General features: G+C 51.6%; 22 protein-coding genes and 2 pseudogenes. 1 reads left to right on the forward strand and 23 read right to left on the reverse strand.

Annotated elements, in window-relative coordinates; translation table 11 throughout:
* Positions 1-14 precede the first annotated feature (14 nt).
* The 7 genes from V3C63_RS04090 to V3C63_RS04120 form a co-directional block, all read right to left on the reverse strand.
* Positions 15-446 carry an SRPBCC family protein gene (locus V3C63_RS04090; protein ID WP_329886546.1) on the reverse strand — a complete coding sequence of 144 codons (432 nt, stop codon included), beginning with the start codon at positions 444-446 and terminating at the stop codon, positions 15-17.
* Positions 447-455: 9 nt separating this feature from the next.
* Positions 456-1,250 carry a class I SAM-dependent methyltransferase gene (locus V3C63_RS04095; protein ID WP_329886547.1) on the reverse strand — a complete coding sequence of 265 codons (795 nt, stop codon included), beginning with the start codon at positions 1,248-1,250 and terminating at the stop codon, positions 456-458.
* Between the two features lie 3 nt (positions 1,251-1,253).
* Positions 1,254-2,615 carry a methyltransferase domain-containing protein gene (locus tag V3C63_RS04100; protein WP_329886548.1) on the reverse strand — a complete coding sequence of 454 codons (1,362 nt, stop codon included), beginning with the start codon at positions 2,613-2,615 and terminating at the stop codon, positions 1,254-1,256.
* Positions 2,616-2,815: 200 nt separating this feature from the next.
* Positions 2,816-4,048 (reverse strand): integrase DNA-binding domain-containing protein, encoded by a 1,233-nt coding sequence (locus V3C63_RS04105; protein WP_425355336.1) that lies wholly within the window; start codon positions 4,046-4,048, stop codon positions 2,816-2,818.
* An 85-nt stretch (positions 4,049-4,133) separates the two neighbouring features.
* The gene (locus V3C63_RS04110) at positions 4,134-4,337 is read right to left on the reverse strand and encodes an excisionase (RefSeq protein WP_329886549.1); all 204 of its coding nucleotides are present in this window, start codon (positions 4,335-4,337) and stop codon (positions 4,134-4,136) included.
* 13 nt (positions 4,338-4,350) lie between these two features.
* A complete protein-coding gene (locus V3C63_RS04115) occupies positions 4,351-4,866 on the reverse strand; it encodes a type II toxin-antitoxin system PemK/MazF family toxin (protein WP_329886550.1) in 516 nt (171 codons plus the stop codon).
* Positions 4,867-5,464: 598 nt separating this feature from the next.
* Positions 5,465-5,914, reverse strand: coding sequence for an RNA polymerase sigma factor (locus V3C63_RS04120; RefSeq protein ID WP_329886551.1), 450 nt, complete (start codon positions 5,912-5,914; stop codon positions 5,465-5,467).
* Between the two features lie 446 nt (positions 5,915-6,360).
* On the opposite strand from V3C63_RS04120, the gene V3C63_RS04125 reads away from it, so the two are divergent.
* Complete coding sequence (locus V3C63_RS04125; RefSeq protein WP_329886552.1) at positions 6,361-6,699, forward strand: helix-turn-helix domain-containing protein; 339 nt, start codon at positions 6,361-6,363, stop codon at positions 6,697-6,699.
* 96 nt (positions 6,700-6,795) lie between these two features.
* Here V3C63_RS04125 and V3C63_RS04130 read toward each other — a convergent pair whose 3' ends face one another.
* From V3C63_RS04130 to V3C63_RS04205, 16 genes and pseudogenes are all read right to left on the reverse strand, one after another.
* On the reverse strand, positions 6,796-6,987 hold the full coding sequence (locus V3C63_RS04130) for a cysteine-rich KTR domain-containing protein (RefSeq protein WP_329886553.1): 192 nt from the start codon (positions 6,985-6,987) through the stop codon (positions 6,796-6,798).
* A gap of 6 nt (positions 6,988-6,993) precedes the next feature.
* Positions 6,994-7,185 (reverse strand): annotated as a pseudogene (locus V3C63_RS04135) (iron dependent repressor, metal binding and dimerization domain protein); the annotation flags it as partial.
* 232 nt (positions 7,186-7,417) lie between these two features.
* Positions 7,418-9,157: an ABC transporter ATP-binding protein gene (locus V3C63_RS04140; RefSeq protein ID WP_329886554.1), complete on the reverse strand. Its 1,740-nt coding sequence runs from the start codon at positions 9,155-9,157 to the stop codon at positions 7,418-7,420.
* A complete protein-coding gene (locus V3C63_RS04145) occupies positions 9,151-10,923 on the reverse strand; it encodes an ABC transporter ATP-binding protein (RefSeq protein WP_329886555.1) in 1,773 nt (590 codons plus the stop codon). The genes V3C63_RS04140 and V3C63_RS04145 overlap by 7 nt, the downstream gene beginning before the upstream one ends.
* Before the next feature lie 15 nt (positions 10,924-10,938).
* Positions 10,939-12,360, reverse strand: coding sequence for an ABC transporter ATP-binding protein (locus V3C63_RS04150; protein WP_329886556.1), 1,422 nt, complete (start codon positions 12,358-12,360; stop codon positions 10,939-10,941).
* Positions 12,357-13,064, reverse strand: coding sequence for an energy-coupling factor transporter transmembrane component T family protein (locus tag V3C63_RS04155; protein ID WP_329886557.1), 708 nt, complete (start codon positions 13,062-13,064; stop codon positions 12,357-12,359). Before V3C63_RS04155 ends, V3C63_RS04150 begins: the two co-directional genes overlap by 4 nt.
* Complete coding sequence (locus tag V3C63_RS04160; RefSeq protein ID WP_329886558.1) at positions 13,061-13,648, reverse strand: MptD family putative ECF transporter S component; 588 nt, start codon at positions 13,646-13,648, stop codon at positions 13,061-13,063. The genes V3C63_RS04155 and V3C63_RS04160 overlap by 4 nt, the downstream gene beginning before the upstream one ends.
* 156 nt (positions 13,649-13,804) lie before the next feature.
* Complete coding sequence (locus tag V3C63_RS04165) at positions 13,805-14,797, reverse strand: helix-turn-helix transcriptional regulator (protein ID WP_329886559.1); 993 nt, start codon at positions 14,795-14,797, stop codon at positions 13,805-13,807.
* Positions 14,798-14,984: 187 nt separating this feature from the next.
* Positions 14,985-16,725: pseudogene (locus V3C63_RS04170) on the reverse strand (lysozyme family protein).
* 70 nt (positions 16,726-16,795) lie between these two features.
* Positions 16,796-19,138, reverse strand: a complete 2,343-nt coding sequence (locus tag V3C63_RS04175) for a VirB4-like conjugal transfer ATPase, CD1110 family (protein ID WP_329886560.1) — start codon at positions 19,136-19,138, stop codon at positions 16,796-16,798.
* On the reverse strand, positions 19,135-19,497 hold the full coding sequence (locus V3C63_RS04180; RefSeq protein WP_329886561.1) for a PrgI family protein: 363 nt from the start codon (positions 19,495-19,497) through the stop codon (positions 19,135-19,137). Before V3C63_RS04180 ends, V3C63_RS04175 begins: the two co-directional genes overlap by 4 nt.
* Before the next feature lie 13 nt (positions 19,498-19,510).
* A complete protein-coding gene (locus V3C63_RS04185; RefSeq protein WP_329886562.1) occupies positions 19,511-20,347 on the reverse strand; it encodes a VirB6/TrbL-like conjugal transfer protein, CD1112 family in 837 nt (278 codons plus the stop codon).
* A 66-nt stretch (positions 20,348-20,413) separates the two neighbouring features.
* Complete coding sequence (locus V3C63_RS04190) at positions 20,414-20,776, reverse strand: glutamyl-tRNA amidotransferase (RefSeq protein ID WP_329886563.1); 363 nt, start codon at positions 20,774-20,776, stop codon at positions 20,414-20,416.
* Complete coding sequence (locus V3C63_RS04195) at positions 20,751-22,577, reverse strand: VirD4-like conjugal transfer protein, CD1115 family (RefSeq protein WP_329886564.1); 1,827 nt, start codon at positions 22,575-22,577, stop codon at positions 20,751-20,753. Before V3C63_RS04195 ends, V3C63_RS04190 begins: the two co-directional genes overlap by 26 nt.
* Positions 22,564-22,752 carry a hypothetical protein gene (locus V3C63_RS04200; protein WP_329886649.1) on the reverse strand — a complete coding sequence of 63 codons (189 nt, stop codon included), beginning with the start codon at positions 22,750-22,752 and terminating at the stop codon, positions 22,564-22,566. Before V3C63_RS04200 ends, V3C63_RS04195 begins: the two co-directional genes overlap by 14 nt.
* Positions 22,753-22,754: 2 nt before the next feature.
* Positions 22,755-23,648 carry a hypothetical protein gene (locus V3C63_RS04205; RefSeq protein WP_329886565.1) on the reverse strand — a complete coding sequence of 298 codons (894 nt, stop codon included), beginning with the start codon at positions 23,646-23,648 and terminating at the stop codon, positions 22,755-22,757.
* Between the last annotated feature and the right edge of the window lies 1 nt (position 23,649).

Here is a 23,649-nt window from a genome sequence, read left to right on the forward strand (position 1 = left end):
TCCAGTCCTTCTCCTTATTCCCGTAATAATTTGACCCACTTGCGTTGCCTGTGCGCATAAAATGCTTTTGCCCACAGCCAGATAAATATCGTTTTCCACCCCGCCTTGATTTCCACTCTGTCGGTATATTCCGTGCGACTGCCATCCAGCTTTATCAGCTTTATCTCATGGTTCCACACGGGAACACGCTCGTTTTCCTCCCGACTGCTGATGCCGTCCTGATCGAATCGAACGATGTGGATCGTATGCGTGCAGAAAGGAATCACGCCAAAGAGGCGAAAACGATAGGCTGACGTACTCCCCGCAGTCCACTCTTGAACAGACTCACCCACCGGCTCAAAGGCGGCAAATGGCTTTGCGATATATTGAAGTGTTTCCGGCTGCTGCAGCTTTTCAAAAACAACAGCGCGTGACGCCGGTAAAATTGTGGTTCTGTTTACAATCACGTTTGCTCCTTATTTCCTTCCGACAAGCAGAGCCGAACCAGCAAGTCCGAGCCATACAGCCTCTTTATGCCCCATAAACCTTCCATCCGTGGTATCGATCAGGCGCACATCCTCATATCCTTCTGCCCTCAGTCTTTGAATAAATACATCCATATCACCGTAGCGCGGCTTGCTCATCATATCATGAATAGCAAAAATACCGCCCTTTTTCAGCACACGCAGCGTCTCCAGCAGAAGCCTTTGCTTATCCTGTCCCGCAATATTGTGATAAACATAGTTGCTTGTCACCGCGTCAAAGCTCTCATCTTCAAACGGAAGCTTCACCGCATTGCCTTCCTCAAACCGCACATTGGATACGCCTTCCGCTCTTGCGTTGTCCTCACAGCGTTTCTTCGTAAACACAGTTTTATATGAACCGCTCCAGATATCGCAGCCTGTCATATGCGCTTTCGGGTTCCTCTTTGCGCAGGCGATAGTCAGTGCGCCGCTGCCGCAGCCGACATTCAGGCCGACGCCGCCGTCGGGAATCCTTACATGCTCCGCCGTTCCCTCTACGATGGTCTTGGCAAGCTTTCTTTTGCCCTTATAATCAAAAGTCCTGTACAGTACCGTCATCCACACGGCAAAAAACAGCAGTGCAAGTGTTCCGATGCCGGGAACAAGGGCACAGATGAGCCTCACTGTTCCATGCAGGATCAGCCCCGTTACGCCGAACAGGATGAACACGATAAAAAACAGCGCAGTTCCGGCAAACAGCCCTTTCAACAGGCTTTCCGGCACCCAGTTTTTGTAGTCAGGCTTCATTTTCTATTTGTACCCCCTTCCCTGTGTGAATACCGGCGGCCAGTATTCCATCGGCTTTTCACCGATCTTTATTTTGAAATCGCAGAAATCACCATCCTCAAAGCAGGTGTGTTCACGGAAAAGCGGCACGCCGAGAACGCCGAACATGACATAGTCCAGATTGCAGAGATACGGCATATATGCTTCATATCCGTACTGCTTTGCAAAATCAGCCAGAGGACAGACCAGATTGTGATAGCTGAAATCATATCCCTCTTCCGGCGGGATCTGTGTCTTGGTTTCAAAGCTGCCGGGGTTTTCCGCCGCATTGACAGCGTTTTTAGCATCCTTTTTCATGAATATCCTGTTCAAAAGCCTTGTATTCTTACATAACTTACCTATGCTTTTCCGAAGGATCCACGGCATTTTCATGGTCATGCGCTCATAGCTCATAACCATGAGACGTCCCGTTTCTTCCAGATCAACACCGTATTTTTGAAGCACTTCACCCATAGCGACAAAGCTGTATGCGCCCGTCAGGTTACGTGTGCCGCTGATACGCTTCCCGCCGATATAGGGAAACCTTTCCAGAAGTTCCGCTTCATAATATGCCCATATCTCTTCAAATACATCACCGTACTTCTTTCCGCCGGCATCTTCCAGCTCAGTACGGATCAAAGAAAGCATCTTCTTCATATCTTTTTTCAGCTTATCCTTGTTTTCGGCATAATATGTATGCATGGTTTTCTCCCTCCCCTTTTCTCGCTTTATTGCAATGACCGTTATCCACGGCTTTGATCTGTGATGGTCACTGGTAACTTCAGAAAATCCGACAGTCCGCAGTGCCGCCTCCAGCTCCTTGGCGGTATAGGTTTTCACCCGTCGATGATCTTTTCGAAATTTTTGACTTGCAGCATCTCTTCCATCCGATTCGTTGGAAATCAGAAAACATCCGCCGGGCTTCAGCACCCTGTAAACCTCGGAAAAGCACTTTTCAAGACCCGGCCAGAAATAAACCGTTTCAAACGCCGTAGCGAGGTCAAACGATCCGTCGGAAAAGGGTAGTGCCGACACATCACCCTGCAGGACCTTGCAATGCCCTGCCCTAACCATCGCTTTATTGTATTCTTTTGCCTTTTCCACAAACAGAGAAGAATAGTCCACGGCAGTCACATGGGCCTGCGGATATCTTTTAAGCAGCTCTCCGGCATTTCTGCCCGCGCCGCAGCCAAGCTCAAGGATATTCTCAGGGCTGATCTGCCGCAGATGCGACATGCCCCAGTCCGCCATCCTTGCATGGCCTGCATTCATGGCGCGGAGCATGATTCTGCCGAGTCTGCCCTCAGGCTTTCTTGTCTGGTTGAAAAATTTCTTTAAAACGCCCATCTTATGCCTGCGCTCTTTTTCACTTAAAAATCAATTCAAATCCGAACAACTTCGTAATAACTTAGCAAATGGCGGTAACACCTTGAAAACACGGCGTTCCCGCCATTTACTTTTGGGGAGATGGTAGGCAAGTATCCGAAAATCCTCGCGTGGTTTTCCGTTCAGAAGTGGTACGCAAGTAGTAAAAGAGCCATTTACTATTACGCCGCAAGAGCCTCTTTCTGCTCCGCAATCTGCACGGGTTTCTGCTCCAGACGCTCCATTTCAGCCTTGGCTGAGTCAAAATCAGCATGGGCATAATAATTCAATGTCATCGTGATATTTGAATGGCCCATGATGTATTGCAGTGCTTTAGGATTCATCCCCGCATTGGCCATTCGCGTGCAGAATGTATGGTGGAACGTGTGAGGAGTGACATTGAACAGAGGATCGTCCTTGTGTGACTTGTTGTACTTCTTCACGATGTTCTTTACCAGTGTTTCTACATTGCAGGCTACCTGCGGCGTTCCATCCCGTTTGAGGAACAGGAAATTGCTGTACCCGCCAACGGTGAATGTCTCATTCTGGTCATGGCTCTTGACGATTCGTTGTAGCGCGTCATACGCTCTTTCCGTCATGGGCACCTGCCGGCTGCCGCACTTTGTTTTTGGCTCTGTGATGTAGTAGCCTAAGTCCGTGTCGCGGAGTAGCTGATGGTCAACCAGGATCAGGCGATTGGTGAAGTCCAGCGCCGTTGTCAGCCCACAAAGTTCGGAAACGCGCAGCCCGGCTTCCATCAGGACGATGATCTCGTCCACATTTCTTTGATACACAGGGTCATTCGCTATAAAGTCAATCAGACTGTCGGCCTGTTCCAGCGTGAGTGCCTGTTTGGGCTTGCTGTCGTCCTCGATGACGGTGTTGAGCGCGAAGTTGAATGGATTTTTCCTAACGCAGTCATCTTCGATCGCCATTTGAAAGGACGCTTTCAAGGATCGTTTGAAATTGTTGATACTCTGAAAAGAAAACCCTTTTTCGCTCATGCGGATCGCCCATTCTTTTGCATCCGACGGTTTCACACTGTCGATGCTCCTTGCGCCCAGTGGATCGTCTTGTAACAGGCTCATCAGATACGCTCGCCCTTTAACCGTGTTGGGCTTTACGTTTTTACGCTGATTATTCTGCTTGGCGTAGAGCTGGCAGACAGTCATTTTCTTTCCGACTGTATCAATACCGTCATCCAGGTCTTTGCGGATTTCCTTGACCTTTTCCCGGAGTGAGATACCGTCTCTTTTCCCGGTTGGTGTCTTATCCGTTGCGACCAGTTTCCACGCATAAACAAATTGAGGCTTGCCATACACATCGGTATACTTGTAAACGTATCTCCCGTCTTTTCTCTGGCTTTCTCCGGTCCTTAATATTCTTCCTTTATTATCGCGTCTCTTAACTGACATGATCACAGCTCCTTTCCGTCCCGGAACGATCCTGATACGCTATATGCTCATTATACCGTTTTTTTGGCCCGCCGCAATTCTGCGATTAAACAACGTCCAGTGCATCAATGATTTTTTCAAACTGCTTGCGCTTGATCTGGATACGGTTGCCGTTCATAATCAACCATCCTGCGTCGGGATTATCTTCAGCCAGCTTGCGCAGCTTCTTTTCCCCGATACGGAAATACTTTGCCGCTTCTTCAATGGTCAGCGTATACTTTTCCCAAATCGGGACCTCCGTATAATTCATTGTGAACCTCCTCTCATTTTCTTGGCACAAGCTCATACTCATACCCCATCCGGTGGTTGCAATAAGTACAGGTGTCTCGTTCCTGGTTCTCCGTCACGCGAACAAGGTCGTATTTCCCATTCAGCCGGAAATTGTCTGCACAAGGCTTGCAGAGGCAAAGGACAAGATTTTCCCGTATTGGAATAAGCCCGACGCTGATCGCCAAAGCATGATTCATGTCGTGCAAATGCTCATCTGACAGCCTGCCGACGTATTTCTCCAGACGCTGCTTATCCAGCGTCCGAAGCTGTTCCAGCAGGATCACTGAGGGCAGTTCCAGGCCATACCCGGCTCCGATAAAACAGTGGGTCGGCTGTTTTGCCTTTGCATCCACCTTGCTTGTGACCGCAGCAACAACCACGGTTGGGCTGTGCTTGTTGCCTGTATCGTTCTGAATGATAACCACCGGGCGATACCCCATTTGCTCCGAGCCGATCCCCGCACCGAGATCGGCAAAGTAAATGTCCCCGCGTTTATATATCTGATTCATCTGCGCACCTCCTGTAAAATAGTGAGGCAGCGACATACTGCTGCCTATGTAAAAGCCGGACAAAAGGCATGGCAAAACAGACGGGCGCTATTATGCTCGCCTGAAACATGCTGGTTGTCCGGCTGTTTCTTCTTGTAGAGCCTATTTGTCCTCGACACCCCGGCTCATCGCGGGAAGTCACCAGACGGCTGACGGTGTATCAGCTCCACGGGAATCTCACCCCCGGCAGGATCTCTGTCGGCTGCTCTCATTGCGTGCGACGCCTCACGCCGGAACCGGCGCTGTACGCTCAAGCTGTGACTGAACAGGAGTATCTTTGACCCCATTGCCTGTCGTGGCCACGCCGGGGACCACCTGGCGTTTATAGCCGGCTGTTTACCGCTCCGTGCGGAGGATGACAAGCCGAAAACAAGAATGTATGCGCTTTCGCTGCTTTCCTCCGCGCATCATGGCGCAGCCGCTAACGTGGCTTATGCTTTCCTGGCAATAACAATGGGAATGTGCCTGATGAATGGGTATTCTGTTGTCAAGGTTCCGTAGGGAGCAGTCCGTATAAAAAGACCTCTCACTCTATTTGTCGTTAAGTGCTGTACACCCTTTATTTCAAAAAAGCTTTCAACTTTTTCAGGATGCACTTCATGCGCTTATGTACTGCATTGGGATATCCGCCTAATTCCTGCGCATAGGCGCGGATTGACTTGCCCTCAAAGAAAAGCGCATGGATGAGCGAGTATTCCTCATCGGTTAATTTCTCCAACGCCCGGTGCAGCTCATCTTCTGCCAGCTTGCGGAGTACGGCATCCTCCACGCTTTCGCCGGTGTCAGAAAACTGCCTGGCGTTGTCGTCAATCAGGCGGTCCAGAGAATCTTCTCTGCTGGGAATGACTCGCTGTACAGTACCATCCTTTGCCAATATGATTCGCTCTGTCTTCAGATCTGTTTCGAAGTAACGCATTTTTCGGTCACCCTGCATATAGACCTGATAGACCTCCTCCGTAACTTCAATGAGCTGGCCGTTGATCCAAAGTTTTCTTTTGTTATCATTCATTTTGCACCTCCGAATCGCACGAAAACCTTTAGGGTTCGTTTGAGTCGGGGGGACTGCGGCAATGACGTTGCCGCTCTGAACGGGATATAGAAAAGCGCCTGCAACACAGCAGAAGTTGCTGCGATACAGGCGCATAGCTGTATTCTATTTCATGTTTATCCTGAACTGACAGTTCAGAGAGCGGCGCATAGGAACGCCAGGCGGCACAAATGCTTTTTTTGGCCGGGCCGCCCTGTTAGTCAGGCTGAAGAAAAACAACCGCTTTTAACGATCAGGACATGGTTGAAATAGGACCAACGCATAACAAGACCTCCCATTGACACTTTGGCGGGACGGTCTTGTGTGTGCTTTCGCTTATTGAACCACTATGCCATCTATAATTGAACTTTCGAGCCATTATCAAAAAGGCAGAAAAAGTTAGAATTATAGATGGAGGTGAACTGAGAGTGCATAATATTCCTGAATCACTGGGCCACACCGTGAAAGCAGCACGAGAGAGGGCCGGAATCACCATTGAAGAACTGGCGGAAAAAGCGAGTATTTCAGAACGCTATCTATACCGAATTGAGAATGAGGGGAACAAACCCAGCTATGACGTTCTCTATCGGATCATCCGGGCATTGAATGTATCTGCCGATATTTTCTTCTACCCGGAAAAGCGTACTGTCGATACTGAGGTCGATCATCTTCTCCGCATGCTTTGTAATGGAAACGGGAGGGCCCTGGAAGTAATCAAGGCCACCGCGACGGCCCTTATCAATACCGTCCCTGAAAAGCAGCCGTGAGGCTGCTTTTTCCGTTCTGGCTCTAACAGCCTTTTTCATAAGCAAATAATCTCCGTATAATGAAATGAGCCGATGATGGCAGTCGTTGACTGTCGATCATCGGCTCTGCGTCTTAGCGTCTGGCTCCTTGATGATTGTGATATTACCTTGTTTCAGGTCTATCAGTGTTTCTTTCCGGCACTTAGGACAGAAAAGTGGGAAGTTTATCAATACCGTATCCTTGCGGATTTTTATTCGGGTTTTGCCTCCGCAAACGGAACAGATCACCCATTTCTTTTGCCCGGCCATTTCTAATCAGGGGTCGCTTTCCTTGCCCGGTTTGAGATCACAGGTATCTGCAAACGGACACGTTTTTTGTTCCTGTCCCTTGAGCTTCTGAAAGGAATCATCACTGATTGTGTGTTCCATTTTACAGGCTTCGGCCTCGGCGGTACTGGCGTCAACCCCTGCTCCGGTAAGCTGCTCCGCAAAATACTGGTGGCGCTCATAGAGCTTTTTGCAATTTCCTGACCCGAATCTGTCAGGTTGATGGCGGAATCGTCATTCATTATAAGATAGCTTCTCTCACGCAATTGCTTGACCGCATGGCTGACACTGGGTCTTGAAACTCCCATACAGTCAGCAACTTCCGAAGAGCGTACCGTTTTCTTTTGCCAAAATGTAAATGACTTTCAAATAATCTTCGCCGGAAGCATAAAGTTTCATGTCCCACCTCGCGTTACCCAGCAACACGCCAGTTCTTTGCGTTTTTCCGTATTTCCCAAAACTTTTGATAGATCCCCTGCGTTTCGATCAACTCCTGATGTTTTCCAGATTGAACAAGTTTCCCGTTATCAATCACAAGTATTTGATCTGCCTCCCGGATCGTTGATAAGCGGTGCGCGATCACGATTAAGGTCTTATTCTTAACCAGATCGCTGATAGCTTGCTGGAGGTGAATTTCATTTTCGGGATCGACACTTGCCGTAGCTTCATCCAAAAGCACAATGGGTGCATCCTTTAAGATCGCTCTTGCTATGGAAATTCGCTGTTTCTCTCCACCTGACAGCGTACTGCCGCCCTCACCAACCATTGTTTGATACCCATTCGGCAATGCGCTGATAAAGTCATGACAGCGAGCCTTTTTTGCCGCTTCAAGGACCTGTTCGTGGGTGGCGTCCGGGCATCCGAACTTGATGTTGTTTTCGATCGTATCCCTGAAAAGGTAGACATTCTGAAACACCATGCTCATGTTTTTCAAAAGACTGTCCGAAGTAAAGTCCCGCACATCGTGACCACCTATCAGAATGCGGCCTTCCTGAACGTCCCAAAACCGGGCGATCAGCCTCGTGATTGTCGTTTTCCCGCTGCCTGACGGCCCGACGATGGCTGTCATACTTCCTTCAGGAATAGAGAAGCTAACGTGATCTAATGCCTTTATCCCCTGAGCGTAGGAAAAGCTGACACCCTGAAAGGCAATATCAAAGGCTGCCAGATCAATATCCCTGCCGCCGTCATCTATGTCCTTTTCCTCCTTGATCTGTTCCACGCGATCAAGCGACGCCTCCATGGAGCGTATCATGGGCGTTAGCTGGCCCATGACTTCAACCGGTGTAAAGATGGAAAAGGAGGCAATCAAAATAACAGCCAAAGTCGGAAAATCGATTTCTCCACGCAGGGTGAGGAATTGAGCAGTGAGCATAATAGCGCAGGCCGTTACGCGAAACACCATAGAATAGGCGACGTTCATCGGTGCAAATGCCCGTTCCAAAGCATAGGAAGCGTCAGCGGTCTTGTCATACGTTGTTTCTATGCCGCTCAGATTCTTTTCTTCCATGTTGAATGACTTGATAACAGAAATTCCTTGCACATATTCAAGCGTGGCTTCTACAGCCTCTGCCTGAACGCGGCGTTGGTTTGCGGTTAATTCCTTGCCTTTTACCTGCATTCGGCCATACACCAAAAAGGAGCAGAGGACGCCAAGGATAAAAATCAATCCAATCCGCCAGTCAAACCACAGAATAAAGGCGCTGATAATCACCATACTCACCATGCCGGTTGTGATGCGGTCAAGGACGTGCATGGAATAATTCTCAAGGAAATTCAGATCCGTTGTGACGGTTGCCGTGATGTCTCCCATGTTTCGATCATGGAAGAATCCCATTGCAACATCTCTCAGCTTGTCGCCCAGGGAAAGCCGTTCCCGCGCCACGAACTCAAAGCCTGCTGCACTCTGCAAGCTATGTATTCCATATTTGAAAACCATTCGTGCGAGCAGGGAGCCCCCTAAAATCCAAAGAATCGTTCTCCAATCCTGCCCGGACAAAGCACCTGCCTGCAGCGTTGAAAGAACATAGAACACCGCCCCCATGGGAAACATGGTTGCGACAGAATCAAGGAAACTGCAAATAAAACCGACGTATATTTTTTTGGACAGATCACCGGAGAGCCGAAGAACTCTCCTGATTGCACTCAGCATATCTGTGTTACCTCCTGACTAATACTCCAATCCATGGCGGAAATATGAGCTTTCCACATATCCAAATAGGTCTGTGAGGATGAAAGAAGCTGCTCATGGGTTCCTTTTGCAGAGACTTCCCCATCCTCCAAAACAATGATCTGATCGGCATACATGATGGTGGATAAACGATGTGCAATGACAATCAGGGTTTTTCCCTTTGTAAGCCGATCAATAGATCGCTGTATCTTATCCTCGTTTTCGGGGTCTGTAAAAGCGGTTGCTTCGTCAAGAATGACGATGGGAGCGTCTTTTAAGATCGCTCTCGCAATCGCGAGCCTCTGTCGCTCGCCCCCTGACAACCTTGATCCGGCATCCCCGGCGCTCGTATCATACCACTGCGGAAGCCGCCTAATAAATTCTCCGCAGCCTGCCTGCTCGGCAGCTTGTTCCACTTCTTCGTCAGAAGCGTCCGGCTTTCCAATGCGTATGTTGTCCCGTAAGCTCATGTTGAAGAGAAAATTATCCTGTGAAACGTAGCTGATTTGATCGGAAAGCTCTGACAAGGAAATATGCCTGACGTCTACGCCGCCGATCTGTATCGTCCCCGCATTTATATCCCAAAAACGGGCAATGAGCTTCGCTAAAGTTGACTTTCCTGAGCCAGAAGGACCGACAAGCGCCGTAACCGTTCCCTCCTTTGCCGTAAAGGATACACCATGAATGACCTCGGTATCCCCATAACTGAAATGAATGTCCTTTAACTCAATCTCGGCTCCACTTGGATGTTTGGGCTCCGTTGGGACAGGAAGCTCCTCCGCGTCCAAAAGCGCCTGAACACGCGGCTGGATTTCATAAATTGCCGATATGTCTTGCCAAAACTCAATCATGGCCTGCAAGGAGCCTGCAAGCCCCATAGACAAAAGCAGGCATAAGATGACTTCGTTCAGCGTCACAGCTCCGCGTGACAGGATTGCGACACCAACAGGAAGAACAAAGGAAATGCTGGAAGTCATAACGGCCTGGCCAACACTCATATATGGATAACAATGCCTGTACCAAGCCGTGGTAACATCCCGCACTTTCAAAACGGCGGCTTTGAAGCGGCCCATGGAGGATGCCGTTTGGTTAAACATGCGAATGACCTCCATGCCGTTCACATATTCAACAATTGTCGCATTCATGTTTCCGTTTGCACTCATGTATTCCTTCATCATTTCTCCGCGCCCGAACATCATGCTGTAAAGGATGATGTTGCCGAGAATCGCTGAGCCAAGAGAGGCAAGCGCCATGCGCCAGTCCACAAAAAGCAGATAAGCAAAGACCAGCAAGGGGATTAAAATGCTCGCCGTCATTTCAGGGATCGCATGGGCAATCTGTCCTTCCAAGCGATCCGTATCGTCGATCACAAGCTGCTTAAACTCCCCGGACGCCTTTTCCTGCACCGCGCCCATGGACATCTTCGACATCTTTTTCATAATCGTACAGCGTATGTTGCGAATGATCTCATACGCCGCCTTATGGGAGCACAGGGTGGATTTTGAGAACAGATAAAATTTGAGAAAGTACCCCAGTAGAGCGGACAGCGAAAGCCCGACAGCCCATGCGAATGTCAGCTGATGGTCTAATGCTTTTCCCAGCAAAACTGCTACGGAAATATAGGGTAGCAAGCCAAAGGCTGACGATAATACGGACAGCACAACGGAAATGCGAATCAACGCTTTCCGCTGTTTTGCAAAGCTCAGAATCCCTTTCAACGGGGATTCTCTTTTTTCTCTTTTGTCCACATTGACCTCCTCCTGCTATGATAGCACGATTGTTTGATCGGTTAAGTCATTCAAAAACTCTGCATCGTGCGTTACGATAAGAATTAGTTTTCCCTGAGCCTTTATCTTGCGCAGGGCTTCTTTCAAATTCTGCATATTGCGTCCATCCAGGCCGCTGGTGGGCTCGTCCAGTACCAGGATATCTGCTCCAGCGGCCAATGCCGCAGCAATTGTGACGCGCTGCTTTTGCCCGCCGGAGAGAGAAAGCGGGTGGCGATCCTTATATCCCTCAAGGCCGAAGCGGTTTAGGAGTTCTGTAATTTTCTGAGGATCGGCTTTACGGCGTTTTGACTGCCGCTTGCGGTCTGCAAGCTGTATCTCGTGTAAAACGCTCTCCGTAAAAAGCTGATAGTCTGCATCCTGTATGACCATATATGCGCTTTTACACAGTTCCTTTGCTCCAACTTTCTTTCCGTTTAAGGTAATAATGCCGTCACTTGGCGTAAGAAGCCCGCATAGGGTCTTTGCAAGCGTTGTTTTCCCCGAGCCGTTCTTTCCGACGATCCCAACGATTTTTCCTTGCTTTCCCCAGGAAAACCGGAACGTCATATCACGGATAATTCTCTGCCTGCCATAAGAAACGGTCAGCCCTTCGCAAGACAGTTCATTTTCCCCGCTGTCAGACGAATCAGACCGGAAATGGATATCATACTCGCATAAGCTCCGCAGGCCATATTGCCTCAGGTCATCCTCGGACAGTTGTTTGGCGTTTTCTGCGCTCCATATCTGCTGGATCTCTCCTTTCGCCATATACACATAGCGGTCTGCGATTCCGTCAAGCCATGATAGTCGATGCTCTGATACGATCAGCGTTTTCCCTTCGGCTTTTAGCGCGGACAGCATTTTTCTTATATCCTGAATGGAGCTTTCATCAAGATTGGCCGTGGGCTCATCCAGCAGGATCACGTCCGTTGACATGGCATACACCGAGGCTATGGCGAGCTTCTGTTTTTCTCCGCTGGACAGCATAAAAAGGCTTCTGTCTTTCAGTCTTCCGATATTCAAATGCGAGAAGGCGTTTTCAACGTTTTCGTTGATTCTCTCCGTAGACAAGGACAGATTCTCACAGCCAAACGCAATTTCATCCGTGGAGTTGACAGTAAAAAACTGTGAACGGGGGTCCTGAAAGACTGTGCTTATGTGTGCGCTGACCTCATATTGTTCAAGTCCTTCATAAGAAGTTTCCCTGAAAAACAGCTCGCCTGACAGCTTTCCTTCATAAAATTCGGGGATCAATCCATTCAGGCAGCGGAGCAAGGTTGTCTTTCCGCACCCGCTTTCCCCTGTCAGAACAAGACACTCGCCTTGTTTGACTTGCAGATTGACATTCTTCAACGCGTCTCCCTGTGCAGCCGCTTCGTACTGGAAGCAGAGGTCTTTGATTGTTATGATATTCATGCCAAACCTCCCAACAGCCCGAAACGTCCACAGGATAATGCCGCCAGATTACTGCCGACAACAAGCAGCAGATAGAATATATCTCTGAATCTTATTTTCATAGGGATACGCATCCCCCTGGGCGCTGGATTTTCTATTGCCCTTGTAACGGCGGCTGCAGCCAGCTCGTCCGCAACCTTGACGCAGCGCATCATAAAAGGGACAAGCATGTACTCGGTCGTTAAAGCCGGGGCTTTCAAAAAGGTTGAGACGGTCAAAGGAACGCCCCGCGTTCTCATGGCGTCTTTAATCTGAGACAGTTCCTGCCGGATCGTGGGTATGAAGCGCAGGGCGATTGCCAGCGCAAGCGAAGTTGATTTTGGGCAATGCAGTTTTTGCAGGCCCACCATCAGCTCGCTTACGCTCATGCTTTTTAACGACAACAGAATGACCCCGATCAATGGAGACATCTTTCGCAGCAGGAAAATCGGTCTTTCAATCGCTTGTGGCATGCCTAAATGAGATACCAACGCATACAGCCCGGCAATAAAGCAAAACCAGAGTCCGAGCCTGACCGCCTCTTTTGGCAGACGAAGATAAAGCAGAAAACCCATTAAAAATGCTATTTCAACGGCCATCCCCACTGGCGAGAAAATCCAGAAGATGCACACCCCGGAAACTATGATTTGGACAATAAGAATCCGTGGGTCAATGCGATACATCATACGACACCGGCTTTTTCAAAATGCTTTTTCAGGAGTGCTTTCGCAATGACGGCACCGAGGATAATGGCTATAATCGTTACGGGAATGGCTATGTATCCGGTAGGCGTATGAGCGGCGGCGATCAGCGCGTCAGAGGTCTCCGCAGGATAGCCCAGTCTGTAAACATAGGCGGGATAATAGTAAATCGGAGCAATCGCGCCGAGATAGTAAGCAACTGTGTACAATCCGAAAGAAACAGTGAGAGCCTTATAACTCTGATACCTTGTCCTGTTCACAAGGATTTCTCCGACGATCCCAAGAACGATCATCCAAATCAAAACAAAGAAGCCGCCAAAAAGTACCCATAGGATTCCTACAAGAGCGCAAATGCCGATTACGGCACCTTTCTTGCGCACTTTTGCCATCACAAGCATATACAAAGGTGCGGAAAAAAGGGAGATAATTGCAACGGAATACATCTGCACGGTCATACTCAAGGCCATCAGAGAACCTGCCAGCATGGTGATGACAAAAAGCAATGCGCCAAAGATACCGATCATTGCAATGTCTTTCATCTTCATCCGGTTTTCTTTTGTGTTACTCATTTAGAGTACCTCCTTATCAATTTTGATTAGACTAAGCTAACTGATATAAGAATACCAATAAATTGCCTCTCTGCGTGTCACATTCCGAAGTTTCCATGTCACCAAAAGAAAAACCTCACGCATCCATTGGGAGCGTGAGGTAATGGGGCTAGACGGCTATTTATTTGTTTTTAGCATTTCTCCTGGAGATATTCCGTAGTGCTTACGAAAAAGATTGATAAAATAGCCCGTATGGGAATACCCAACCATCCAGGCGACATCATGGACGGTATACTGTCCTTTTTTTAGGAGCATTTGAGCCGTTTCCATTCGTTTTTGCACGATATATTCATTGACAGTTACACCAAAGCAATGCTTGAAGCCTTCTTTTAGAAGCTGCTCGTTCATCGCTGCCGCTTTTGCCAATTCTGAAATCGTAAGTGGATGCGCATGTTTTTTACTGATAATATCTCTGGCTTTCAAAAGAGCGTCGTAGTCATTACTGCTTATACGTATGCCAAAATCATTCCGTGGAGAGCGGCAAATCACTTCATCGCAATACACAGCCAAAAGCTCAAACACTTTTCCATGAAGATATATTTTTTTAAGATCATCAGGCAGGTGGCAGCCTATGATTTCTGCCAGGATTTTCGCAACATTGGGCGTGTATGTATAAAGCCTTGCCGGGAGGCTTTTGTTCATATCAAACAATGCGCCGCGTTCCCGGATGCTTGAGATAATGCTGCCAAAGGCACCTTCTTCCACCGTGATGCTGATGCTCTGGAACCGTCTGTTTTTTTCTATTTTGCTTTTGCATTCCTGAATAACGCCATATCTGACCTGACTTTGCTGCGCCCCGATGCAGAATGGATAAATAATCCCATCCTTCTTATAAATCCATTCCATCTGCCCTTCCATACAGAAAGAAAGCTGAAACAAGTTCAGATCCGCATGTGTTGTTGTCATCTCAATATCATCATAAGCGACAAAATCTGAGATCGTCAAAACAAGTCCCGGCACTACCTCGACATTATCATATGTTCCAATGAGCATATCGCGTGAAATGCGGTAGTTGGACTCATCAACCTTGCTGGCTTTCTGTGGAAGGCTTGGTGAATGTATATTGACAGATGTGGGTACATACCTGGGATTTGGATAGGATAGAATCATTTATATCACCACCTCTCAAAGGATGCGGTTAGAGACTGCTAACTATATTATACCCCGTCATGTCAAGTTTGGCAAAAACATATATATATGAAAAAGTGCGAAACTGCTTTTTTCTGTCTCTGATAACCTTATCCATGCAAACATGCTATGTACGGTGAAAAGAGCTCCCACGCTCTTTTCACCCTTTTTAATAAGCAGGCAACCCATATCCGTAGATGCTGCTGCTCCCCACGGTGTACTGCTGCTGTCGGCAGGCGTCACCGGAGTTGCCCTCTACGGTATGGACCACGCCATTCTCACAGTATTCCACGATGCCCACATGGTCAATGCTGCCATCCGCGCCCCAGTCAAAAAAGATGATGTCCCCGGCCATCGGTTCATGGTTTCGGTCCTGCCACTGTCCCTGCGTTTTGAACCAGTTCACGCCATCGGAGCAGAGGGAAACCTTCGGAATGATCCCCGCCTCGATGTAGCCGCACTCCTCCGCACACCAACTTACAAAGCAGGCACACCATTCCACGCGGCCGCTAAACCCATACCAGGACCAGTAAGGCTGCCCACCCTGCTGTCCGAGCTGAGACAATGCCAGTTCCACAATAGCCTGGTTGCCAAAGCCCATGCTGAACGCCCGGCCATAGGGATAGTAGCGCAGGACGTGTGCCACATACTGCTTGTCTCCGTAACTGCTCCAGCCCATCTTTGCTGCCATCTTGTCGGAAAATTCCGAGGCGTTGGCTACAGAGTAGCCGCCGTAGTTACGAATCGCCCAGGTGATATAGCCGCTCCCGAAGTTGTAGCCCTGCAGGGCCAGTTTGATGTGTTCCATATCCACCGGGTTTTCCACTCCGGCAGCCTCCAGGGCGGCTTTTAACTCTTGCACGCCGCACTCCACAGAATATTCCGGGTCGGTGATCCCATTTGGCACATGAGGATAGCGGGTGTTAAAGCCGCCCTCCGCCGCCTGCATGGAGTCAAGCCCCCGGCCCCCCGGACTCCTGCATCATCACGGCTTTGATGAGTTCCACATATTCCGGGATGCCGTACTGCTGGGCATACTTGCGGATCATGAGGTCGTAGGCTTCCACCTCGGCGCTCACCGGCGTATAGGTGCTGCTGCGGCTCCCGCCGCCAAAGATTGACACTGCACAGCCCAAAAGCACAACGATCAGGATAATCACCACGGCAATCCAGCCACACGCAAGGATGGCGGAGAGCAGCGTCATACCCGCAAGGATGGCCCGGACCGCTCTTGCCGCAGCCTGTGCCGTCCGTTTGGCTGCCTTAGCCGCCTTCTGTATTGCTGCTCTTGCAACTTGTGCTGTTTTCTGTGCTGTCTTTGTGGCTGCCTGGGCACTTTTGGACGCCTGCTGTCCTGTTTTTACAGCGGTTTTGGATGCCATCTCCGCTGTCTTGACAGAGCGCCCGGTTTCTTTTGCCCCTCGCTTCAGCGTGTTTACTGTGGCGTTTCCGGCAGAGCGTGCCGACTGGCGCACGGAAAGCGGGCTTTGACCACGTGTCCGGATGGGGACGTTCTCTCTTTGGATGATCTGGCCTGCGATCTGTTCTGTCGTTTTCCCGCCTGAGCGGGTCGCCTGCTTGGTCTGTTCCCGCGCCTGTCGGAGTGGCCGCTCGGCTTTTCTCTGCTTGAAATACTCCTTTGCTTTAGAGAGATTGTCCGCTGTCTCCTTGACAGCCTTGCGCCCACGTTTGTCAAACTGGTGCCCGGCCTCATGGAGCGCGGAACCCGACAGGGTAGAAACCCGGTCCGTGGCATATTCCTCCGGGGAGTTCTCTGCCCTGTAATAGCCGTGCTCTGCCTTATCTTTCACACGCACACATGCGTCCTTCATGCGCTGGGCGACTACGGCGGACTTATCGATGGTTTTCACCGTGCCCTTCAGCACATCCCGCGTCTTGATCTGCGGCATAACTCATCACCTCCCGAAAAAAAGCAGAGCGGCAGGGTGTGCCGCTCCACAACGATATACACATTTTCTCTTACTCATTGCCGCCTCCAAACACGCCCTCGCCGGGGCGCGTTGTCATCAGCTCATAGAGCTTTGTGGTTTTGGGAAAGCGGTTCACGAAAGGAACCAGGGAGCGCCCGTAGCGGATCAGGCCGCAGCCCGCCTCCGCGCCCGTGACATAGCTCATCTGCTCCTTCGAGATGTTCAGGAGGTTCGCCAGCTTCTCCCGGTCCCTGGCCGCCTGGTTGAACATGATAATAAACTCGGAATTTGAGAGCATGGTGCTGGCCTGCACGGAATCCAGCACGTACTCCACATTCTGGGTGATGGCGGTGGGGTGCGCCCCGCGTTCCCTAAACTGCCTCCAGGCGGAGGTAAAGAAGGTCACTCCCTGCTCGGTGTCAAAGACGATGTGGTACTCATCGATAAAGACATGGGTGCGTTTGCCCTTCTGCCAGTTGAGGGTCACGCGGTTCAACATCGTGTCCGTGATCACCAGAAGGCCGGCGGGCTTTAGCTGCTCGCCCAGGTCGTGGATGTTGAACACCACTACGCGCTTATCCAGATCCACGTTGCTGCCGTGCCCAAAGATATTGAGCGACCCGGTCGTATAGAGCTCCAGCGCCAGGGCGATCTCTTTTGCCTCCTTTTCCGGCTGGACCAGGAGCTTCTCCCTAAGGGTGGTGAGCGTCGGGACGAGGCCGGTCTCCCTGCCCTCCCGGTAGATCTGCGCCGTACAGCGGTCGATGATGCTCCAGTGCTGGGGGCTCACCCCCTTTTTGTCGATCTGCTCCACCAGCGACATGACGAACTGAGACTTTTCAATGACGGAGTTGACCTCTCCATAGCCCTCCACCATGTACATGGCATTGAGCCGGTCCCTGCCACCCGCCATCATGTGCACGACCGTACCCATGTCTTCTCCCATGGCCTCCACCAGCGGGGCAAACTCCCCCTCCGGATCACAGATCAGGATATCATCCTCGGTGTTCAGCATGAGAAAGGTGATCTGCTCCTTGGCGCTGAAGGACTTGTCGGAGCCGGGAACCCCCAGGATAAAAGCCGACTGGTTTAAGAGGTTCTCCCGGTTGCAGAGGATCAGGTTATGGCTGATGGCATTTTCTCCGAAGTAGATGCCGCCCCGGTCCTGGATCTCCTGAACCTTAAAGGGCATAAATACCGCAAGGCTCTCTGTTGTCAGCGTCCGGAACGCATTGATCCGCCTTGTGCCGATAGGCAGCACCGTGTTGAGGCCGTCGTACTGCTGATACTTCAGTACCGCCAGCTGGCACATATGTTTTCTGGCAATGGCAAGCACCGTCTCCGTATCGGTTTCCAGCTGTTCTTTCGTGTCCGCCGTCAGCACCAGTGTCAGGATCCCCAGCATCATCCGCTGATCGCGGGTGGTCAGGTCGTCTAAAAACTCCTTGGCTTCCTTGCGCTGCAGTTCCATGTCATAGGGGACAACAGCAGAGAAGTTGTTATTGGCGTTTTGTCTCCGCTGCCAGTTCGTGATATTGGTCTCCACGCCCAGAAGTCGGTTTCCCACCTCCCGCACGGCTTCATCCGTGGGGATGGGCACGATGTCAATGGAGAGCATCAGATTCCGGTTTAAGTCTGTGAGCTCTGTCACCATCTCATCCTTGATATAGGAGGCGTAGTCCTTCAGATACAGCACCCGACAGTATCGGTCGCCCAGCTTCAGAAAGTCCTTGCCCTTCTCGATCCCGTCCGGGCAGATATAGTCCCGAAAGTCATGCCCCTTTTTCATCATGTCGTGTGCATCGAAATGGAAATCCACTTCCTCACCTGTACGGTAGAAGTCATGCAGGATGCGCAGGCGCTCCGTGGCATTAAGCTCCGTGCAGGCTGCGCCGAGACCCGTAAAGTGGGAGGCAAGATCTGCACCCACACGGGCAAAGTAAGCCCTTGCCTCCTCCACATCCTTTTTGCTCACGGAGATGGTGACGTACTTCTCCTGAATCAGGCCGTTGGCCCCAGTGGCCTTGTCCAGCAGCATCCCGTTGTACTCCCTGCGGTAGACGTCCCTTGCGTCTTCCCGCAGGGGCATGAGGACGGACTGCTCAAAGCTGCGTTTGTTCAGCGCCCGGTTGTTGATGGTGATCTTGGTGGTTGCTCCGGCATCCAGACTGTTTAAGAGCTCCGAATAGGAAAGGAACATGATTTCCTTATCCTCACGGCTCGCCACCAGATAGTTGATGTCGCTAAAGCGGTAGGTCTTGGAATACTTGCTGCCAATGAGAAAGATACCGTCATTCCAGATGCGGCGGATCGGGATCACATCCCGGATCTTTCGTGGCACCTTGTATTTTTCCTTATCCTGCCTGAGCAGGTTCATCAGTGTTTTGATCATACTGCTTGATCACCCTCCTTTTCTCTGGCGCTGATGGCGTCTTTTAAGAGTTCGTAGTAAATGTTATTGGATTCAAAGTGGAGCGTTTTCGGCTCCAGAAGCTCTGAGCGTATCCAAACGATTAAAAACTGCTCCGCCGTCATGCCGTGGTAGTTTAAGAATCCCAGCAGGGCAAAGGGCACTGCGCCCAGAATGCACATCCAGCTGACCGTCTCCACCCCAAAGTGGGGACGGAGCAGAAAATACTGGCCCACGGCGACGCCAATGGCCAGAACAGAAAAAATGAACTGCCGCATGGACAGTCCGAAAAACATGGATTCCGTATAGCTGCGGATCTCCCGGTTGATTTTTACTTCCACTGTGGCACCTCCTTTACAGGCCCATCATCTCGCGGACCACCCGGTCCGCCATCTTCACGCAGCCCACCAGGACCAGCATGTTGAAAACCAGCTCTCCCACATAGCTCCAGACCATTGTGACCGCCGCCGCGTCCGGATTGATACTGGGCGGGGAAGAGGCAAAGAGGGAGAAGATGACGCAGGCCAGCACAATGACCGCGCCCTCCAGGCAGACGGCAATATAGCTTTTTAAGAAGCTCCTGCCCACGTTCTGCGTCGGCTCCCCGGCAAAGGTGGACAGCGGAATGGGCGCGATCGCCGTGTACAGGTACAGCTTGAAAAACCGCCCATAGACGGTCATGATCATAATAAAAGACAGCACCGTGATGAACAGGCCGCCGATCAGCGTCACCGCCCATAAAGGGATAGATTCAAAAAAGCCGCACTTCTCCACAGCGGTCACGATCTCATCCGGCAGCACCGTGCTGTCCGCCGCCCCGATACCCGCCGCGTTCATAATGGCAGAGATCACACCCTGCACAATCTTAAAGAGCGCCATCATCAGCTCCAGCCCATAGGTCACAACGCCCTTTGCCAGAGCGAAACGAATAAAAAGTTTTAACGCGGTCTCCGGGCGTTTGGTCTCGGCAAAGCTGCCGCAGGTGCGCATGACCCCGACCACAAAGAACAGCACCAAAAGCGCCAGACCAACGGCCTGCAGTGCGCCGTGGATACTCACGATCACATTCCAGATAGCGCCGCCCTTAAAGTTCCCCGGCGACTGGGTGAGAAGCTGCCAGATCTCCGCCAGCTTTTCGTTCCAGGTGTTGAGTGCGTTTTGCAGGTTTTGCACAACCCAGTTATCAGACATTCATTTGGCCTCCTTTCCGCAGAAAGGGGCGGAGCATCTTTCGCTACCCCGCCGCTCTGCTTATTTTCAACCGGTAATAAGATTCAGTATCTCCTTGGCAAAGGTAATGACAATGCCGCCGGCCAGGGTCAGAAACCCGTTGGAGCGCTGGGACGGATCGTGAGACTGAAACGAAAGCCCCACCTGCACGATGCCCCAGCCGAGCAGAATCAGCCCGACGGCCCGGATCAGCCCGAAAATGAAATCAGACAGGTTGTTGACGACGGTGATCGGGTCGTTTGCGGCAAAGACGGGAAGGGGCGCAGCAAGAAACAGCGCCCCTGCAATTATCGCCGCACAGTAGATACGCCAGCTCTTCTTTCCTTTTTCTGTCAGGGACAGGCGGCTCTTATTGGGATTCTCATTACGGTTCTTCTGAAACAGTTTCATTTGTGTTTTCCTCCTGTGATAAAAAGATCAATTCCAGCCCCTCATCGGAGAGAAGCTCGTACACGGTTTCAGCATCCTTGCCCGGATCAGTCAGCTCAGTGCCAGCAGGAGCAAAAGAAATGGTGGCGACAGCGTTCTCCGTGCCGCCGTGGACATAGGGTTTCGCTTTCCCGTCTGCGGTCAGTGCCACGTTCGGGTGCTTCAAGATGTCATACTTCTCATCCAGGATGGGCCTTTCCCCACGGATAAAGAGGATGGCTTTGCTGTTATCCAGCATCCGCACCTCTGCGGCGTCCAAAAGCTTGCGCCCGGTGATCTGGTAGTTGGTGGAATAGCTGCCGCTCCGCCCGGTGCTTTTTCCATAGGTGTTTGTATCGATGGTTGCCTTCCCCAAAAGCTCCGCCACATACTTGTGTGTGGACTGCTCGTTGCCGCCGAGGTAGAGAAACTCGTCCGCATTTCCCACAATGGATTCCCACTGCTTTTCAAAGAGCGCCTTTAACTGCGCCAGGTTTTGCAGAATGATACTCACGGATACCTCGCGGGAGCGCATGACGGAGAGGATCTTGTCAAAGTCGTCCGGCAGGCTTACGTTGACAAACTCATCCATAAGGAAGTGGACGTGTACCGGCAGCCGCCCGCCATACTTGTGGTCGGCCAGGGTAAAAAGCTGCTGGAAAAGCTGGGTATAAAGAAGCGACACCAGGAAGTTAAAGCTGGTGTCGTTGTCCGGGATCAGCGCAAAGAGCGCCACCTTTTTCTCGCCCAGGGAGGGCAGGTCCAGCTCATCGGTGGCGGTCAGCCCCGCCAGGCTCTCCAGGTTGAACTTCTCCAGCCTTGCCGCGAGGGTGATCTGGATGGATTTCAGCGTTTTGGCGCTGCCGGAATGGTAGTCCTTGTAATACTTCACCGCGATGTGGTCCGGCGTCCGCATCTCCAGCCGCTCAAACAGCTCGTCCAGCGGCGACTGGTAGGAATCATCGTCCTCCCGCACGTCCCCGGCCCGGAGCATCTCCATGACCACCGGGAAGTTCTGCTCGTCGGGTGGGGCCTCATAGTGCAGGTAGAACACCAGCGCCAAAAGCAGCATGGAAGCCGCCGTGTCCCAGAACGGGTCCTGGCTCTGGCTGCCCTTCGGGGTCGTGGATTTGAACAGGTTGGTCACAAGCCGCTGCACGTCGTTGTCGTCCCGCAGGTACACAAAGGGGTTGTAGCAGTGGCTGCAGCTCATATCCAGCAGGTCCAGGATGCGGACCTCATACCCTTTCTGTTCGAGTAAATAGCCGGTGTCGCGGGCCAGCTCGCCTTTCGGGTCAAGGATCACAAACGACGTGTTCGCCTGGCAGATATTCGGTTTGGCGTAAAAGCGGGTCTTGCCCGCGCCGCTCCCGCCCACGACCATGGTGTTCAGGTTCCTCCGGTGCCGTCTCCCGTCAAGCCCGATCTGCACATGCTGGGTCAACACCTTGTTTTTCTCCGGCTCCTTTGCCTGGTATTTTTTGTTCACGGCCCTGGCGTCGCCCCACTTTGCCGAGCCGTGTTCCTCACCCCTGCGGTAATTGCGCCGGGAGGAGAGGTAGACGCCGATCCCCAGCCCGTAAATAAGCAAAAAAATGAGGACAGTTTTCAGGCTGTCCTCACAGAGCTCGATCTGGGCCGGGTTGTCCATGGCCTCCGTAAACCGGGCAAGGATGGCGGGGAGGCCGCCGGAGGCGGCCGGGGCCACCACAAGCCCCAGCCAGATGACCGGCAGCGCCCCGCAAAGGCAAAGGGCCAGGCCGGCACGCCTACCTTGCCTCATCACGGCTCCTGACCTTTCTGACCGGCGCGTCGATGGCCTTTAAGAGCACCTCGTCGATGAGGTCCGTGGGGCGGTCCTCACCGATCATGTCGTTGCGGAAATCGTTGAGCGCGTTGATGACCACGCCGCACTCATAGTGGTCCAGCTCCAGTACGTGTTTTTCTTCCCTTGCCATACTCACCGCTCCTTATCCTTATTCTTCGGGGCCTTGTCCTTTTCCAGCTCCCGGTGCATCCTGCCGGTGATCTCCTTTGCCGTATCGCAGATGGCGGAGAGCTCCGCACGGATGTCTTTCGGGTCCGCCTCCTGGAACCGCTCCGGCATTTTTGTGAAATTGTAGCCGGACACGTCAACGCCGTACCGCCTGCATACCACATAGGAGGCGCTGTAGGCGGCAAAAGCCACGTCCTGCCGGTTGTAGTCCGGGGTGGTGTAGGCAAGTTCCGCGTGGGCCAGTTCTTTGGAGAGGCTGCGGAAGATGTCATGGGCCTCCATGCCGCGGCGGACGAAAATCACGTCCTGCGCGTGGTCATAGAGCTCGCCCATGCCGTCCGGCAGCTCGTCCACGCCCTGGATCTGCACCGGAGCCTTGTGGATCAGCGCCGAGAGGAGCTGGCGGTCGTCCCGGACTGGGTTCGGGCGCTGCCTGGGCTTTGCCGTGGTCTGGGAGATATCAAAGACGTGCTTGACGTTAAAGCCGGTGCCAATGCTTCCATCCTGACGCTCATAGCTGCTGCCGGGCTCCAGAATCTTGATATGGGTTTCCTCCTTGCGGATAGACGCTCCCATCCCTTTCCATGCGTCAAACTCTTTCAGCTGGGTCGCCATGGGCTTTTGTGCCAGCACCAGCAGAGTGTTGGTGGCGGTGTAATGGATCAGGCGGGCTTTTACATCCAGGAACGCCTTGTAGCGTTCCCCGTCCGTGCTGACCTCCCTTGTGGTTTCGTCCGCAAGGGCGTAGACCTCCTGGCGCTCCGCCTGCTTTTTCTCCGCCCAGGCGTCCTTGTCAAAGGGCTGGTCCGGGAACTCCGTGTTCCCGCCGTTTTCAAACAGATCATCAAAGTTATTCATG

The organism is Pseudoramibacter faecis, assembly GCF_036289405.1.
GTDB classification, from domain to species: Bacteria; Bacillota; Clostridia; order Eubacteriales; family Eubacteriaceae; genus Pseudoramibacter; species Pseudoramibacter faecis.